The sequence below is a fragment of the Acinetobacter sp. C32I genome, from assembly GCF_023702715.1.
Lineage (GTDB): Bacteria > Pseudomonadota > Gammaproteobacteria > Pseudomonadales > Moraxellaceae > Acinetobacter.
In genome coordinates this window covers 3,472,501-3,486,817 of record NZ_CP098480.1, presented here as the reverse complement: position 1 = coordinate 3,486,817, position 14,317 = coordinate 3,472,501, and the positions used below count along the sequence as shown (strand labels likewise).

Here is a 14,317-nt window from a genome sequence, read left to right as displayed (position 1 = left end):
GGCGAAGCCTAGTCATTCCGATGACTAGGCTTTTTTGTTATTTTGTCAAAATTAGGTTGATTGCTCTAGGCACTTACCATTACAAAACAGCATTAACAACAATGGTGTGAATGGTTGTGTTCTAACGGATAGCCATTTCTTGGATTGATCGAAAAATAAACAGGATTGATATGAGCCAAACTACGCAGACCGATATTATTACCCTTGGTGATGTTGCTACTCGACTTCCAAACTTCATCACTAAAGTCCCTCATATCCTCAATGGTCTTAAACAAGCATATTTGCGAACACCAACGTCTCCCGCGGGTTTAGGTATTGCCTTTGAAAAAGCAGTCAAGCGCAACCCTCAAGGCATCGCACTGTTATTTGAAGAACAAAGCTATAGCTACCAAGCACTCAATGAATGGGCAAACCAGATTGCACATTATTATTTATCGCTTGGTGCAAAAAAAGGTGATGTGATTGCAGTGATGGTTGAAAACCGTCCTGAACTGATTGCCAGCATTGTGGCTTTGGCCAAAATCGGGGTCACGATTGCCCTCGTCAATACCTCACAGGTGGGTAAAGTTCTTGCACACAGCATCAACTTGGTCAATCCAATTGCCGTCATTGCAGGTGAAGAAGTTCGTGCTGCCATTGATGAAGCACGCCAAGACTTAAAAGTCGCTGAAGATCGTTTTCACTGGTTTGCGGATCAAGAAACCCGTAAACATGCAGGCACGGCACCACAAGGCTATGTGAATCTTGCTCAACAAATTGACCAGTTTCCAAAATTTAATCCATCGACCACCCGCACTGTGACAGGGAAAGATGGGCTGTTCTATATCTACACTTCAGGCACCACAGGCTTACCAAAGGCCGTAATTTTCACGCATAGCCGTTGGACATTGGCATATGGGACTTATGGCCATATTCTCAATCTCGGTAAAGATGATGTGATGTATGTGACCCTACCGCTTTACCACGCAACAGGTGTGGTGGTGTGCTGGTGTGGTGTGATTGCAGGCAGTGCCACACTGGCAGTACGCCGTAAATATTCAACCAGTGCCTTCTGGAAAGATGTACAAAAATTCAATGCCTCTGCAATTGGTTATGTCGGTGAATTGTGTCGCTATCTGATTGATGCCCCTGTCACAGAACAGGATCGTGCGCATCGCGTGACCAAGATGATTGGTAACGGAATGCGCCCGAATATCTGGGGCAAATTCAAAGAACGTTTTGGCGTCGAAGAAGTGCTTGAACTTTATGCGTCAAGCGAAGGCAACGTGGGTTTTAGCAACATCTTCAACTTTGACAATACCGTTGGCTTCTCTCCAACACCGTATGCAATCGTTGAATTCGACAAAGAAAAGAATGAATTGGTCCGCGATAAAAAAGGTCACTGCAAGAAAGTGAAGACCGGCGAAGTCGGCTTGCTGATTGGCAAAATCACCAGTCGCTCACCTTTCGATGGCTATACTGACCCAGAAAAGAACAAATCGGTGATCTTGAAAGATGTGTTTACCCAAGGTGACTCCTATTTCAATACCGGTGACTTGGTTCGTGACATCGGCTTCCGCCATGCCCAATTTGTGGATCGTTTAGGTGATACCTTCCGTTGGAAAGGTGAAAACGTTTCAACCACAGAAGTCGAAAATATGGTCTGTGAATATGAAAAGATCGTAGAAGCAGTGGTCTACGGCGTTGAAATTCCAAATACCAATGGTCGCGCAGGTATGGCCGCGATTACTTTGGTTGATGGCGCAGCACTCAATGAGGCAGATTTAACCGATATGGTCAATGTATTCAAAAAATGCTTACCATCTTATGCCATTCCAGTGTTCTTGCGTGTTCAAGAGAAAGTTGAAACCACAGGCACATTTAAATACCAGAAGAATAAACTGAAAGAAGATGGCTTTAATCCAAGCAAAACTTCTGAACGTTTACTGGTTTTATTACCGGGTGCAAGCAGCTACACTGATGTAAATACAGAGATCTTTGACAATATTCAGGGCTATCAATACCGTTTCTAGTTTATTTTTTAGCTAAACAAGAGGAAATCGTGCTTTTTATAAACAATCATGCACATGTTTTTAAATTTCCTCTTGTGTTAGCTGAATAAGTTGCTAGAATACGCAACATCAAAACGAAGACGCATTTAGAACAAATTTAGTTTTTCTTGCGAAGCTTGTTAAAATACATGCTTAGGGTCGTTAGCTCAGCTGGTAGAGCAGCGGACTTTTAATCCGTTGGTCCCGCGTTCGAATCGCGGACGACCCACCATCTAATGTTTTGATACTCCTGAAAAGGATTGATAACCGAAAGTTATCGAGATTTGTAAGACTACGCGCTTTGCTTGTCTTGCAACAATTTTAGAGTGTTACTTTAAAATTCTTTCAGGGTCGTTAGCTCAGCTGGTAGAGCAGCGGACTTTTAATCCGTTGGTCCCGCGTTCGAATCGCGGACGACCCACCAAATTCTAAAAAGCCTCATCATTGATGAGGCTTTTTTATTGTCTACCCAATTTCTTTCAGAAAAATGACAGACTCATTGGAATGGCTTCAAGCATCCATGCTTAAAGCAGTACAACCATTAAATTATAAAAATTTCTCTAACACCAAGTTTAAAAAGATATGTCCCTGCTCTGTACATGCAATTCGGTTCATATCAGCCTGTAATAAATTGTTCTGGCGTAACTGAGTCAATACTGGATCTAGATCATTTAAATCCAAACCAGTACGCTGAGCATAAGTGTCAGCAGCCACACCTTGATTTAAACGCAAGGCATTCATCATAAACTCAAACGGCAATTCATCGGCTTCAATGCGTTTCATTTGTACATGCTCAGCGGGCACTTTGGCTAAATAGTCTTTCGGCAAACGAGTTTTCTGAAAACGATAAACTCCATCTGCTCGGGTGACTTTACCATGCGCACCTGCACCAATCGCCAGATAATCACCAAATTGCCAATAATTCAGATTATGTGCAGATGGTTGTTCCTTACGCCATGCGGAAACTTCATAATTCACATAGCCTTTGGCAATCAGATAGGCCTCGCCTTTCTCCTGAATATGCTCGAGCACTTCATCTTGTGGTAATACCGGCTGAGTGCGGAAGAACACCGTATTTGGCTCAATGGTCAATTGATACCAGCTAATATGCGTTGCACCCTGCTCCACAGCCAATCTCAGGTCGGTTAAGGCCTGTTCCTCAGTCTGCTGGGGTAAACCATGCATCAGATCGACATTCACGCGCTCAAAACCTGCCTGGCGTGCCTGCTGAATCGCATCCAGTGCATTATTGGCTGAATGGATACGACCGAGCCGCTGTAAATGTTCAGGATCAAAACTTTGTACGCCCAGTGATAAACGATTAATCCCCACCGCCAGATAATCAGCAAATGGATCATGCTCAACCGTCCCTGGATTGGCTTCCAGTGTAATTTCACAGCCATCTTCAAAGTCTAAACGTGCTTTGAGTTGATCAAATAGCCATTGATAACCTTGTGCAGAAATCAGTGACGGTGTCCCTCCCCCAATAAACACACTATGAATCGATCGGCCTTGCGCCATTTCAATCTGCGTCTCAAAGTCAGCCACTAACGCAGCAAGATACTGCTGTTCCAAATCCAGTGACAATTGCCCATCAGGGACAGCGTGTGAGTTAAAGTCGCAATAAGGACATTTACGTACACACCAAGGCATATGGATATACAAGGACAGTGGGATATTTGCAGGATTTAACAGACTCAAAATACAAGCTCAATGACAGAACCTGATTATTTTAACATGACTCGACTCGGTACAGTTGCAGCATCGACACGCCTACAACTTATCATCCCCTAGATATTCAGTTAGACTGAAAGTATAAACAACAATTAGACCGATAATATGATGAAAATTTCTAGCCAATTGCTATTTATTCTGCCGCTTGCTTTAGGGATTGGAATAGCAATGGCCTTTCAAACGGCAATCAATGCACAGCTCCGAGAGTATCTTAACTCTCCCCTACAAGCCGCCTTACTTTCCTTTTGTATTGGAACGATTATTCTAGCCCTGTTGGTTTATTTCCAAGGTGCAGACAAACCCAGTTTAACTGAACTTTCACAAATTCCATGGTATCTGTGGTTAGGTGGATGCCTTGGGGTTTATGCAATCAGTATGAGCATTTATACTGCACCTAAACTCGGATTTTTAACTTTTTCAGGTTTAGTGATTTTTGGACAATTGGTGATTTCCATGTTGATTGATCACTTTGGCTGGTTAGGTACAGACAAAACACCGATCAATTGGCAACGCCTACTCGGCAGTATTGTGATTTTTATTGGTGTGTTATTAACACTACAACGCTAACTCTCCCCCATTTTAATAAGAGTAATTTTTGTGTCCCATGTCACAACCAAGCGATTTGAGCTTAAACAGCTATTTCATTTGATGTTCCCGATCCTGATTACACAGTTTGCGCAAGCTGGATTAGGTTTAATTGATACCATTATGGCAGGGCATCTGTCTGCCACTGATTTGGCTGCGATTGCCGTGGGTGTCGGTCTATGGATTCCTGTCATGCTGCTCTTTGCAGGGATTATGTTGGCAACCACACCATTGGTGGCTGAGGCGCGTGGTGCGAGAACGCCTGAAAAAATTCCAACCATTGCGCGTCAGTCTTTATGGGTTGCTGTCATTCTCGGTATTGTAGCGATGTTGATTCTACAATGTATGCCCATGTTCCTGCCCCTGTTTGGTGTGCCTGAAAGCTTAATCCCGAAAGCAAGTCTGTTCTTACATGCGATTGGCTTTGGTATGCCTGCAGTGATGATGTATGCCGCACTACGCAGTTATTCTGAAGCATTGGGGCATCCACGTCCTGTCACAGCCATTAGTTTGATTGCCTTATTGGTATTGATTCCGCTGAACTTTATCTTTATGTATGGCTTTGGGCCAATTCCTGCACTAGGTAGCGCAGGCTGTGGCTTTGCAACAGCGATCCTGCAATGGCTCATGTTTATCACTTTGGCGATTTATATTTCCAAAGCCAAAGCTTATCAACAGGCACCGATCTTCACCAAATGGGAAAAACTTGATCCTGTTTGGATTAAACGCATTTTAAAACTGGGCTTACCGATTGGGCTGGCGGTATTTTTCGAAGTCAGCATTTTCAGTACTGGAGCGATTGTACTGGGGCCACTGGGTGAAAATGCGATTGCAGCTCATCAGATTGCAATTTCGGTGACGTCACAGCTGTTTATGATCCCGCTGTCCTTGGCCATTGCCCTAACGATTCGTGTTGGCATGTATTATGGCGAACAAAACTGGCATGCGATGCGTCAAGTACAAATCGTGGGATTAATTACGGCTACGATCTTTGCGGCCTTGACCATGACACTGATTGTACTTGCACGTCCCTATATCGTGGCGATTTATACCACGGATATCAATGTCATTCCTGTGGCGATGTACCTACTCTGGTTCGCGATGGCTTATCAGCTGATGGATGCTTGGCAAGTCAGTGCCGCTGGTTGCTTACGTGGCATGCAGGACACTCAAGCGCCGATGTGGATCACCTTAATGGCGTATTGGGTCGTCGCCTTCCCGATCGGCCTATACCTTGCGCGCTATACGATTTGGGGCGCTGCTGGTGTCTGGCTCGGCCTGATTATTGGTTTAACGATTGCCTGTGTACTACTGATCGGCCGTTTATATTTAAACAATAAACGTTTGGCACAGCGTGCTCTCAATACATAAGTGCTATTGATTCAGAGCAGCACGGATGCTGCGCTTGCCTTGATGCGCTCATCAAGGCTCCCCTCCTTCACGACATGCTTACATCACTTAACATTTTGGTATAGGCAATTTAAGTTTTGTCGCCTATGATCAAAGCATCACTTTGAAACTGGATCATCCGAGGTCAAGCACATATGGCAAAACATGCAAGCTCTCCCAGTAAGCGTTTTTTAAAACTGGCTGGCATGACCGCAAGTATTGCCAGCAAAAGTGTTGCCAACTCCATTCGCAATCTCACCGCAGATGAAGAACAAAAAAATGCTGCACGCAGCAAACTGTTCCAAGATATCGGCTTACAAATCGCCGATACCTTAGGTGAAATGAAAGGTGCGGTGATGAAAGTCGGGCAAATTGCCTCGCAATATAAAGACATCTTCCCGCCAGAAGTGGCAAAGGCGATTGCCAAACTACAACGCCAAGCCCCTGCCATGCCTTTTGCAGCGATTCAGCAACAAGTTGAAAAAGAGTTGGGCAAACCTTTAAACCAGATTTTTAGTTCCTTTGAAACAGAACCTTTTGCTGCTGCTTCAATTGGTCAAGTGCATCGTGCAGTGTTACCCAATGGACAAGCGGTTGTGGTGAAAGTGCAATATCCTGGGGTGGATCAAGCCTGTGAAAGTGATTTAAAACAGGTTCGTCTGGCGTTACGCTTAATGGGCGTGTTAAAGATTGATAAGAAGTTACAAGATCAACTGTTTCAGGAAATCCAAGACAGTTTATCTGCCGAACTGAATTATGAAATTGAAGCACAAAACCTAGAAGTGTTTAAAACTTTCCATGAAAAGCTGGATGATCAAATCATCATCCCAACCGTGTATAAAGACTATTCATCACGTCGGGTACTCACGCTCAGTCTTGAACAAGGTGAGTCCATCGAAACAGCAAGTACATGGTCGGTTGAAACACGTAATCAAATTGGTCGTCGTCTGATTCGTGCTTTAGGGCAGGAAATGTTTTTCTTGAAGCGTTTCCATTGTGACCCACATCCAGGCAATTTTGCTTTCCGCGAAGATAGCAGCGTGATTATTTATGATTACGGCAGCGTTAAAACCCTTTCCCCTGAAATCATTCAGCACTTCAAAGCACTGGTGAATGCAGCGCGCCAAGAGGATATTGCCCAGGTTGAAGATTTGCTGGTTGAACTGCATTCGATTGCGGAGAAACAAAAATTTCCAAGTGAACTGTATACCCAATGGATTGAAATCCTGTTGCGCCCACTAAGCACCCATTATGACTTTGCCAAGAACTCATCGCATCACGATGGCATGCTGTTAGTGAAAAAATCCCTGAAATACTGGGATGTGTTTAAGCCCTCTCCAGATACCCTAATGGTCAATCGAACCATTTCAGGACATTACTGGAACCTGATTCACCTCAAAGTGCATGACAATCTCAATGATTTATTTGAAGAATTGGTCCCGAACTAAACTTCATAAAAATGCCAATCAGATGATTGGCATTTTTATTTCATTCATATTCAAGCATCTAACAAATCAAATAACTTAAGCAAAGTTCCCTCTCCCATACTTGCTGATTCATTGTTTACATATAAATTTCAACAAAACTTGAAATGAACAAGATTGACGGCATATATTGTTATGTTATAACATTTCTATTAACAATAGGAGTCATTCAAAATGCGTAAAGATATCCATCCTGCTTATCAACAAGTGTTGTTTCACGATACCAATGCCGATGCCTATTTTTTAATTGGCAGCACACTACAGACCAAACAAACCAAAGAATATCAAGGCCAGGTCTATCCCTATGTGACGCTTGATATTTCCAGTGCTTCACATCCGTTTTATACAGGTGAAGTTCGCCAAGCCAGCAATGAAGGTCGTGTCGCAAGCTTTAACAAACGCTTTGCGCGCTTTAACCGCAAAGCTTAATTTTCATTTAAGTTTCACACATTAGGCTGTAAGCATTAGAAGTCTAAGGCTATCTCTCCTCCACTTAGACTTCTTTTTTTATGCCTAGCTTTCAAGAATCCGGCTTGGCCTGTCCCACCACACCATATTCAATCGGTGTTTTGACATAAAACAAAGAAATTTCCTTGTCATTCAAATAGTCCAATAATTCCGTCGCCTGTTGATTGCTTACCGCAAACTGAATTTGTACGGGCCGATCAGCCAACTCAAAAAAACTGGCGGAATGAAATAAACCTTGATGATCCACGCCTTCCATCCCTGCCAGTACCGTCGCACCACGCAAATTCATTTGCTTCGCCACTGCCAATAACCATTCACTCATCATTTGTCCCTGATAAGTCCGGTTTTGTGCCGTGTAAAAACTCAGTAAAAATCCATTCATTATCATCACTCCAAAGCTAAGCGGCACTCAGCCATTGATGCAAGCTCATACCTAAAATGGTAAACAGCAATGATCCAATCACATGAATCAAAATTGCTGCGCAGGCATAACCCAATTTACCGCTTTGTAATAAAGCAATAATCTCGGCAGAAAAGGTCGAAAATGTGGTTAATGCACCGCAGAAGCCTGTAATCACAAATAGTTTGTAATTTGGACTCAGTGAGCTTTGAGAAAAATAAGAAATTGCAAAACCAATAATAAAGCCACCAACAAAGTTAACCGTGACTGTACCTAAAGGAATATTGGGAAAAATTGGATTAAGTTTTAAACCCAAGAACCAACGCAACCATGCGCCAAGTACCGAGCCAAGCGCGATTGAGAGTAAAGGATAATACATGGCTTACTCCACACATCGCGCAGGAGATAAAGCGACATTTAACATGGATAGATCAACGTTTTTTTGATTATTTTTCATCTGCGAACTCCAAAATGGGAACAGAGCACGCACGAACCTACGCCCCCTGTTCAGGGTAACGTAGGCATCATTAGCCACAGTGGCGGTTTGTAATAGGAGGAATGCCATCTCCTTTGTTCTAAAATAACATAATTTTTAGACAACTCAACTGCTGTTTTTAAGCTACAAGCAACTGTGTATAAAACTCAAGTTATCCACAATTTATGTCGTCTGAGATAAAATTTGCTCACCAAGCACTGCAAAATCCAGTGTAGGAACCACGAAAGCAAACGCTTCGGCATCCTCATCTAAACCAAATTGTTGCAACAATTGAGGGGCCTTTAAGCTCAGAATCTCAGCCGCTTGAATCTGTTGAAACTGTACAGGCATCTGAATATCACCCTGCGACATTCGAGTCGGTTGGTCAACCCATTCCGCCCATGCATGGTCTTGATCAACCAAGAACTCAACAGCATCCTCCCAAGAACAAAATAATCGCTGCCATGCATCAGGTAATTGCTTTTCCTTGATCATCTGCACATCACTCTTTAAGGAATAACGTTCATCAACACTCATTTCCGTATGAATCAGGTGTTCTGTCCGTTGATGCTGAAACGTCGAAGCATATTGTGCAGGCATTACATCGCTGGCCAAACGCCCCCCTAAAACATACAGTGCTTGATCAACCACGACCTGCTCAAAGATCACGGTTTTGGGCTGTGAGCCATCCAAATAAAAGCGCCAGTTACTTTGTTTGGGTGAAGGCATAAACTGACGTAATTTCCCCAAGAAACTGAATCCAAAATGCTGATGCTGATAAGTCAAAATGGTAAAAATGGTTTTTCCATCTTTTTCCCATAAGGGTACATCTTTCGGATAGCGCTGACGTACTTGCTCAACATCAACCAACCAAGATAAATACACCACATTGCTGACCAGGCTCTGCAAGCGCATAAATGGCAATATGCGCATCATCAAACGGCGGAGTTGTAACAGCAAACCACAACTTAAAATAGGTGCTAAAAATCGAAGTACAGCGTTGGGTATTGATAACTTTAAACGATGTCTATTCATTATTATTCAATAGATTAATGCTCTGTTTGAGCATAAACTGCCGCCCCCATTACGTCCAGTTCAAATCGCGTCCAGCTTCTATTCTGCATTTTCAATGTTATGATGCTTGCCATTGATTCAATCAACATGGAATTTTAAAAATGGCTCAAAGCTTATTGGCACAACTGAAAGATGGCTCGGCAAAATTTGCAGATGTATTGGCATTTATCGAAGCACGTTATCAACATACTCCAACCGCATTTCAGAATGGCGCACAATCGAATGCTGCGACTGAAAACCAAGGCAGTGCCAAAGTACTTAGCTTTGCCAAAATTGAAGGCTTGAACCAAGCGGATACGCTCAGTTTATTTGCGGAGCATTATGCATCTGTATTGGCAACGCCAGAAGCCACCGATCATCAAAATATCCGCCAGTTTATGCAACATGGCTGGGATGGCGTCAAATTTGAAGCTGAAGCACTGACTGCAAAATAAGAAAAAGGAGGTTTAACCTCCTTTTTCTTATTTTGATTTATCAAAATTCTTTCTGTGTCACCTGTTCAGGCATTAAAACCACCATCTACATCAATCACTGCACCCGTGATATAACGCCCGCTTTCACCCGCCAGATGGAGCACAGTTGCGGCAATATCATCAGGTTGTCCATAATCAGCCAATGCCAGAGTCACTCGTGCGGCGTCGGCATGTGATCCATCAGCAGGATTCATATCGGTATCAGTTGGTCCTGGCTGGACAAGATTGACTGTAATTCCGCGCTTGCCCAGATCCCGCGCAACCCCCTTAGTCAAACCAACTAAGGCAGCTTTGCTGGCTGCATATAAACTAATTCCTTCACGACTTGCCCTTGATGCAAGACAACTGCCAATCGAAATAATACGCCCATCATCAGGCAAATACTTGCTTGCCTGCATGGTCGCGGCAAACACTGCTCGTAAATTAACCGACATAGTATGGTCATAATCCTCAAGTGTAAGTTGATCTATCTGCCCCGTCAGAAAATTACCCGCATTGTTGACTAAAATATCCAGTTGTCCAAGTCGGTCAACCGTAGTGTCTACCGCAGTGATTACCTGAATGGCATCAACCGCATCAGCAGCAATAACTTCTGCACGTCGACCCAAGGCACGAATTTCTGTAGCGACAGCCTCAGCTTGTTGCTTCGAACGACTATACGTAATCGCCACATCTGCACCGTGTTGCGCAAGCATACGAGCAATAGCCGCACCAATACCACGACTTCCACCTGTAACGAGAGCAACTCTACCTGTAAGAGTATTCATGATAAAAATCCCTGTTTTAAAACATAGTCAAATATTCAGTACTGTTCCAATTCATTGCTCAGCCGACTTAATTAGCTGGAAAAAATAATGATTGTTAGTGGGTCTTGGATCAGCACCAATATATGTATCGATCGATACAAATGTAGGCTTAGTATTTCTGATTGTCAACGACTTTTGTATCGAATAGTATATATCTAAAAAGGAGTATCAAATGGCACAAATGGGCCGACCTAGGACCTTTGAACGTGATCAAGCAATTCAGCAGGCCATGCATCTATTTTGGCAATACGGATATGACTCGACATCCTTGGCCCTGCTCAAAGCTAATATTGGCAATGGTATCAGTGCTCCTAGCTTTTATGCTGCCTTTGGTTCCAAAGAGGAATTATTCCGAGAAGTCATTGAGCATTACATCGCAACGCATGGTCAGGTCACGAACAGTCTCTGGGATGAAAGTCTTGCACCAAGAGAAGCGATTGAACGAACCCTGCGCCAATCCGTGAAAATGCAAACAGAATCTAGTCATCCAAAAGGCTGTTTATTGGTTCTTTCAACGGCGACCTGTTCCCCCGAAAATATCCACATTCAACAACTCTTAACCCAGTATCGCCTAACAACTCACGATAGATTTACACAATGCGTTCAACATGCTATGGATATAGGTGAATTAACAGCTGATACGAATATCACTGCTTATGCGACTAGCATATATAGCTTTTTACTTGGCATATCCGTACTAGCGCGTGATGGAGTTTCTGGTGATTGTTTAGATGCAGCAGTAACAGAAATCATGTGTCACTGGGATTCACGCGTTGCCACATCACAAGTCAAATGTCATCATGATTAAGTCCTCACCTAAAGCGATTATTCCAAAATAAAACGGAGGCTCAACGCCTCCTTTTTTCTTTCATATTTTACCACTTAAGGGCGCGACAGTTTTCGTAAGTCCATGGTTAGACTATAAAAATCCCCGCCCATTTTGCCGACACTTTGAAGTTGCTGCTGATCAATCATCTGTCCATCCCAGAGTCGATCATCAACATAAATCGATTTCACATCCAATAATGCCACAGTACCTCCCGATGGTAGGCTACTGAGTTGAATCACCTCTCTTAAATGGCATTCATAACGCACAGGCGCATGTTTAACCGCCAAGGCTGCGACCGCATGACTGGGTTCAGACTCAATCTCAGCAAAATCAAATTCGCTTTGCTCTGGGGGCAATAAAGCACAGGATAAATTCATCTTTTCCAGTAAGGCCGTATTGGCGATATGCACCACACATTCTTTGGTCGCAATTAAATTTCTGATGGTGTCTTTATCCTGACCATTTCTTGGATTGACTTGTGAATACCACAGAATAGGTGGATTACAGCTGGCGACATTAAAGAAGGAATACGGGGCAATATTGGCAACCCCATCTGCTGACAGGGTACTGATCCATGCAATGGGTCGAGGAGTAATTCCCCCCACTAGCAAGCGATAGATTTCATTGGCATCTAAATCAGACGTTTTAAAAATCATGAGAACAACACAGCCAATTTAGGGACGTTCAGCATATTGCGGTAGAGCATCGGCAATACAATCCCATTCGGCTTTAGAAGCCGCAAAAATATGCATGCTCGGTTTTTGCTGCAAAGGCGTATCCAACGTACCAATTCTTAATCGATAAAGCTCAGGCTGTGCATCACGCGAACTGATCAGTGGAGAGCCACATTCGCCACAAAACCAGCGATATACGCCCGATGCAGCAAACTTTTTAACCAGCTCTTCACCTTGTACAATTTTAAATGCTGCACTGCTAATTGGCGCATTGGTGGCATAGGCCGTACCATTGGCCTTACGGCAACGCTGGCAATGGCACTGTATGATCTCGCCAATTTCACCATGAATCTCATAATGAATCCCATCACATAAGCAACTACCACGATATATAGGCGAGGTCTGAGACATTGCACATTCCTTTGATGAATTTTCCACTAAAAATATAGGCTAGATCTTGTCACCATGCAAATTACAAATAGTGTTTATTCAAAACATGTCAATTTACTCGGACAATCCTTTGCAATAATCAGCAGTTAAACCTTTTGGCTTAATACTGCTTGGGCGCGTGCATGATCAATATCCTTTTCCCAATGCGCAATCGCAACCGTTGCCACACAGTTTCCGATCAAGTTGGTACATGCACGTACAATTCCAATAAACCAATCAACTGACAACAACAAAACTAAACCAATGGTTGGAAGACTCGGAATGACGGATAAGGTTGCCGCCAAAATAACCAATGCTGAGCCTGGAATCCCATGCGCACCTTTTGAGGTCACCAAAGAAACCAATAAGATTGCGAGTAGATCATGCATGGATAAGTCAATATTGCAGGCTTGCGCAATAAATATTACCCCAAGCGTTAGATAAATAGAGAATCCATCCAGATTAAAAGAATAGCCTGTCGGAATAACCAAGCCCACTGTAGAATCCTTAATCCCTAAATTTTTTAACTTTTTCATAATCTGTGGTAGCACAGAATCAGAAGATGCCGTACCCAATACAATCGACAGTTCAGCTTTAAAATAATTTAGAAATTTGAATATATTCAACCCTGAAATTTTAAGAATTCCACCTAAAACAATCAGCACAAATAGAATACAGGTTACATAAAACAGTAAGACTAAATAACCCAGTTGGACTAGCGAATCTACCCCAAATTTTGCAGTGGTGTAGGCGACTGAACCAAATACACCAATTGGAGCTAGGCGGATAACTAAAGCCATCATTTTAAAAAACACTTCAGAAAATGCTTCTATCGCCTTACAGACCAATTCTGCAAGATGTTTTGGAATCAGTAATAACGCGACACCAAACAAAATCGCAATCAATAAAACTTGTAAAATATCACCACGGGCAAAAGCATCCACAAATGTTTTAGGAATAATATGGAGTAAAAAATCTGACCCCGACCCCATGCTATGTGCACGTTCAGTATAAACATTTAGGTCCTTTGCATCTAACTGAGTGATATCAATATTCATACCGACACCTGGTTTGAAGATATAGGCAATCACAATCCCCAAAATCAGTGCAATACTGGTCACAACCTCAAAATATAAAATGGTTTTTGCACCGACTTTCCCCATTTTTTTAAGGTCATTTGCACCATACAGTCCAAGTACCACCACACAGAAAACAATAGGCGCGATCAACATCTTGATCAACGCGATAAAGCCATCACCTAATGGTTTTAATGCTAAAGAAAAATCGTGAAAGCTAATACCAATAATAATACCGAGAATTAAAGCAAAAATAACTTGAAGAAATAGACTGGACTTAAACTTCTGCCACATTGAACATTCATCAATAACAAGATAAATATCAACAATGCAAGAAACCCGCCAAGAGATGGAAAAAGAGTGATTTAAAACGTGAAAAATATATAAATTT

At 42.7% G+C, this 14,317-nt stretch carries 15 protein-coding genes, 2 tRNA genes and 1 riboswitch; of the genes, 9 read left to right on the top strand and 8 right to left on the bottom strand.

Annotation, left to right across the window (positions count from 1 at the left end; genetic code table 11):
- Positions 1 to 170 precede the first annotated feature (170 nt).
- From NDN13_RS16625 to NDN13_RS16615, 3 genes are all read left to right on the top strand, one after another.
- Positions 171 to 2,012, top strand: coding sequence for a long-chain-acyl-CoA synthetase (locus NDN13_RS16625; protein WP_251116247.1), 1,842 nt, complete (start codon positions 171 to 173; stop codon positions 2,010 to 2,012).
- Positions 2,013 to 2,186: 174 nt separating this feature from the next.
- A tRNA-Lys gene (locus NDN13_RS16620) sits at positions 2,187 to 2,262 on the top strand.
- 116 nt (positions 2,263 to 2,378) lie between these two features.
- Positions 2,379 to 2,454 (top strand) — tRNA-Lys (locus NDN13_RS16615).
- A 122-nt stretch (positions 2,455 to 2,576) separates the two neighbouring features.
- Here NDN13_RS16615 and hemW read toward each other — a convergent pair.
- Positions 2,577 to 3,731, bottom strand: coding sequence for a radical SAM family heme chaperone HemW (hemW, locus tag NDN13_RS16610; RefSeq protein WP_251116246.1), 1,155 nt, complete (start codon positions 3,729 to 3,731; stop codon positions 2,577 to 2,579).
- 138 nt (positions 3,732 to 3,869) lie between these two features.
- On the opposite strand from hemW, the gene NDN13_RS16605 reads away from it, so the two are divergent.
- From NDN13_RS16605 to NDN13_RS16590, 4 genes are all read left to right on the top strand, one after another.
- The gene (locus NDN13_RS16605; protein ID WP_251116245.1) at positions 3,870 to 4,331 is read left to right on the top strand and encodes a DMT family transporter; all 462 of its coding nucleotides are present in this window, start codon (positions 3,870 to 3,872) and stop codon (positions 4,329 to 4,331) included.
- A 30-nt stretch (positions 4,332 to 4,361) separates the two neighbouring features.
- Entirely contained in the window at positions 4,362 to 5,720 is a 1,359-nt protein-coding gene (locus NDN13_RS16600; protein WP_251116244.1) for an MATE family efflux transporter, read from the top strand.
- A gap of 173 nt (positions 5,721 to 5,893) precedes the next feature.
- Entirely contained in the window at positions 5,894 to 7,186 is a 1,293-nt protein-coding gene (locus tag NDN13_RS16595; protein ID WP_251116243.1) for an ABC1 kinase family protein, read from the top strand.
- A 210-nt stretch (positions 7,187 to 7,396) separates the two neighbouring features.
- The gene (locus NDN13_RS16590) at positions 7,397 to 7,651 is read left to right on the top strand and encodes a type B 50S ribosomal protein L31 (RefSeq protein WP_004656092.1); all 255 of its coding nucleotides are present in this window, start codon (positions 7,397 to 7,399) and stop codon (positions 7,649 to 7,651) included.
- A gap of 91 nt (positions 7,652 to 7,742) precedes the next feature.
- Here NDN13_RS16590 and NDN13_RS16585 read toward each other — a convergent pair whose 3' ends face one another.
- From NDN13_RS16585 to NDN13_RS16575, 3 genes are all read right to left on the bottom strand, one after another.
- The gene (locus NDN13_RS16585; protein ID WP_005200377.1) at positions 7,743 to 8,072 is read right to left on the bottom strand and encodes a DUF190 domain-containing protein; all 330 of its coding nucleotides are present in this window, start codon (positions 8,070 to 8,072) and stop codon (positions 7,743 to 7,745) included.
- A gap of 16 nt (positions 8,073 to 8,088) precedes the next feature.
- Positions 8,089 to 8,469 (bottom strand): fluoride efflux transporter CrcB, encoded by a 381-nt coding sequence (gene crcB / locus NDN13_RS16580; protein ID WP_004802433.1) that lies wholly within the window; start codon positions 8,467 to 8,469, stop codon positions 8,089 to 8,091.
- Positions 8,470 to 8,601: 132 nt separating this feature from the next.
- Positions 8,602 to 8,668: riboswitch (Fluoride riboswitch) on the bottom strand.
- A gap of 80 nt (positions 8,669 to 8,748) precedes the next feature.
- Complete coding sequence (locus tag NDN13_RS16575) at positions 8,749 to 9,600, bottom strand: DUF2071 domain-containing protein (protein ID WP_251116242.1); 852 nt, start codon at positions 9,598 to 9,600, stop codon at positions 8,749 to 8,751.
- 140 nt (positions 9,601 to 9,740) lie between these two features.
- On the opposite strand from NDN13_RS16575, the gene NDN13_RS16570 reads away from it, so the two are divergent.
- Positions 9,741 to 10,073: a HopJ type III effector protein gene (locus NDN13_RS16570; protein ID WP_005200379.1), complete on the top strand. Its 333-nt coding sequence runs from the start codon at positions 9,741 to 9,743 to the stop codon at positions 10,071 to 10,073.
- Positions 10,074 to 10,138: 65 nt separating this feature from the next.
- Here the strand turns inward: NDN13_RS16570 and NDN13_RS16565 are convergent, their stop codons facing one another.
- Entirely contained in the window at positions 10,139 to 10,879 is a 741-nt protein-coding gene (locus NDN13_RS16565; RefSeq protein WP_251116241.1) for an SDR family NAD(P)-dependent oxidoreductase, read from the bottom strand.
- Between the two features lie 211 nt (positions 10,880 to 11,090).
- Here NDN13_RS16565 and NDN13_RS16560 point away from each other — a divergent pair, with 211 nt between their 5' ends.
- Positions 11,091 to 11,726, top strand: coding sequence for a TetR/AcrR family transcriptional regulator (locus NDN13_RS16560; protein ID WP_251116240.1), 636 nt, complete (start codon positions 11,091 to 11,093; stop codon positions 11,724 to 11,726).
- Between the two features lie 74 nt (positions 11,727 to 11,800).
- Here the strand turns inward: NDN13_RS16560 and NDN13_RS16555 are convergent, their stop codons facing one another.
- From NDN13_RS16555 to dctA, 3 genes are all read right to left on the bottom strand, one after another.
- Positions 11,801 to 12,403 carry a flavin reductase family protein gene (locus NDN13_RS16555; RefSeq protein WP_251116239.1) on the bottom strand — a complete coding sequence of 201 codons (603 nt, stop codon included), beginning with the start codon at positions 12,401 to 12,403 and terminating at the stop codon, positions 11,801 to 11,803.
- An 18-nt stretch (positions 12,404 to 12,421) separates the two neighbouring features.
- Positions 12,422 to 12,832: a GFA family protein gene (locus NDN13_RS16550; protein WP_251116238.1), complete on the bottom strand. Its 411-nt coding sequence runs from the start codon at positions 12,830 to 12,832 to the stop codon at positions 12,422 to 12,424.
- Positions 12,833 to 12,957: 125 nt separating this feature from the next.
- Entirely contained in the window at positions 12,958 to 14,220 is a 1,263-nt protein-coding gene (gene dctA, locus NDN13_RS16545; RefSeq protein WP_251116237.1) for a C4-dicarboxylate transporter DctA, read from the bottom strand.
- Between the last annotated feature and the right edge of the window lie 97 nt (positions 14,221 to 14,317).

Coding starts and splice junctions, on each gene's coding strand:
- NDN13_RS16625 (WP_251116247.1), top strand. CDS start 171: ATGAGCCAAACTACGCAGACCGATATTATTACCCTTGGTGATGTTGCT.
- NDN13_RS16605 (WP_251116245.1), top strand. CDS start 3,870: ATGATGAAAATTTCTAGCCAATTGCTATTTATTCTGCCGCTTGCTTTA.
- NDN13_RS16595 (WP_251116243.1), top strand. CDS start 5,894: ATGGCAAAACATGCAAGCTCTCCCAGTAAGCGTTTTTTAAAACTGGCT.
- NDN13_RS16590 (WP_004656092.1), top strand. CDS start 7,397: ATGCGTAAAGATATCCATCCTGCTTATCAACAAGTGTTGTTTCACGAT.
- NDN13_RS16585 (WP_005200377.1), bottom strand. CDS start 8,072: ATGAATGGATTTTTACTGAGTTTTTACACGGCACAAAACCGGACTTAT.
- crcB (WP_004802433.1), bottom strand. CDS start 8,469: ATGTATTATCCTTTACTCTCAATCGCGCTTGGCTCGGTACTTGGCGCA.
- NDN13_RS16575 (WP_251116242.1), bottom strand. CDS start 9,600: ATGAATAGACATCGTTTAAAGTTATCAATACCCAACGCTGTACTTCGA.
- NDN13_RS16570 (WP_005200379.1), top strand. CDS start 9,741: ATGGCTCAAAGCTTATTGGCACAACTGAAAGATGGCTCGGCAAAATTT.
- NDN13_RS16565 (WP_251116241.1), bottom strand. CDS start 10,879: ATGAATACTCTTACAGGTAGAGTTGCTCTCGTTACAGGTGGAAGTCGT.
- NDN13_RS16560 (WP_251116240.1), top strand. CDS start 11,091: ATGGCACAAATGGGCCGACCTAGGACCTTTGAACGTGATCAAGCAATT.
- NDN13_RS16555 (WP_251116239.1), bottom strand. CDS start 12,403: ATGATTTTTAAAACGTCTGATTTAGATGCCAATGAAATCTATCGCTTG.
- NDN13_RS16550 (WP_251116238.1), bottom strand. CDS start 12,832: ATGTCTCAGACCTCGCCTATATATCGTGGTAGTTGCTTATGTGATGGG.
- dctA (WP_251116237.1), bottom strand. CDS start 14,220: ATGTGGCAGAAGTTTAAGTCCAGTCTATTTCTTCAAGTTATTTTTGCT.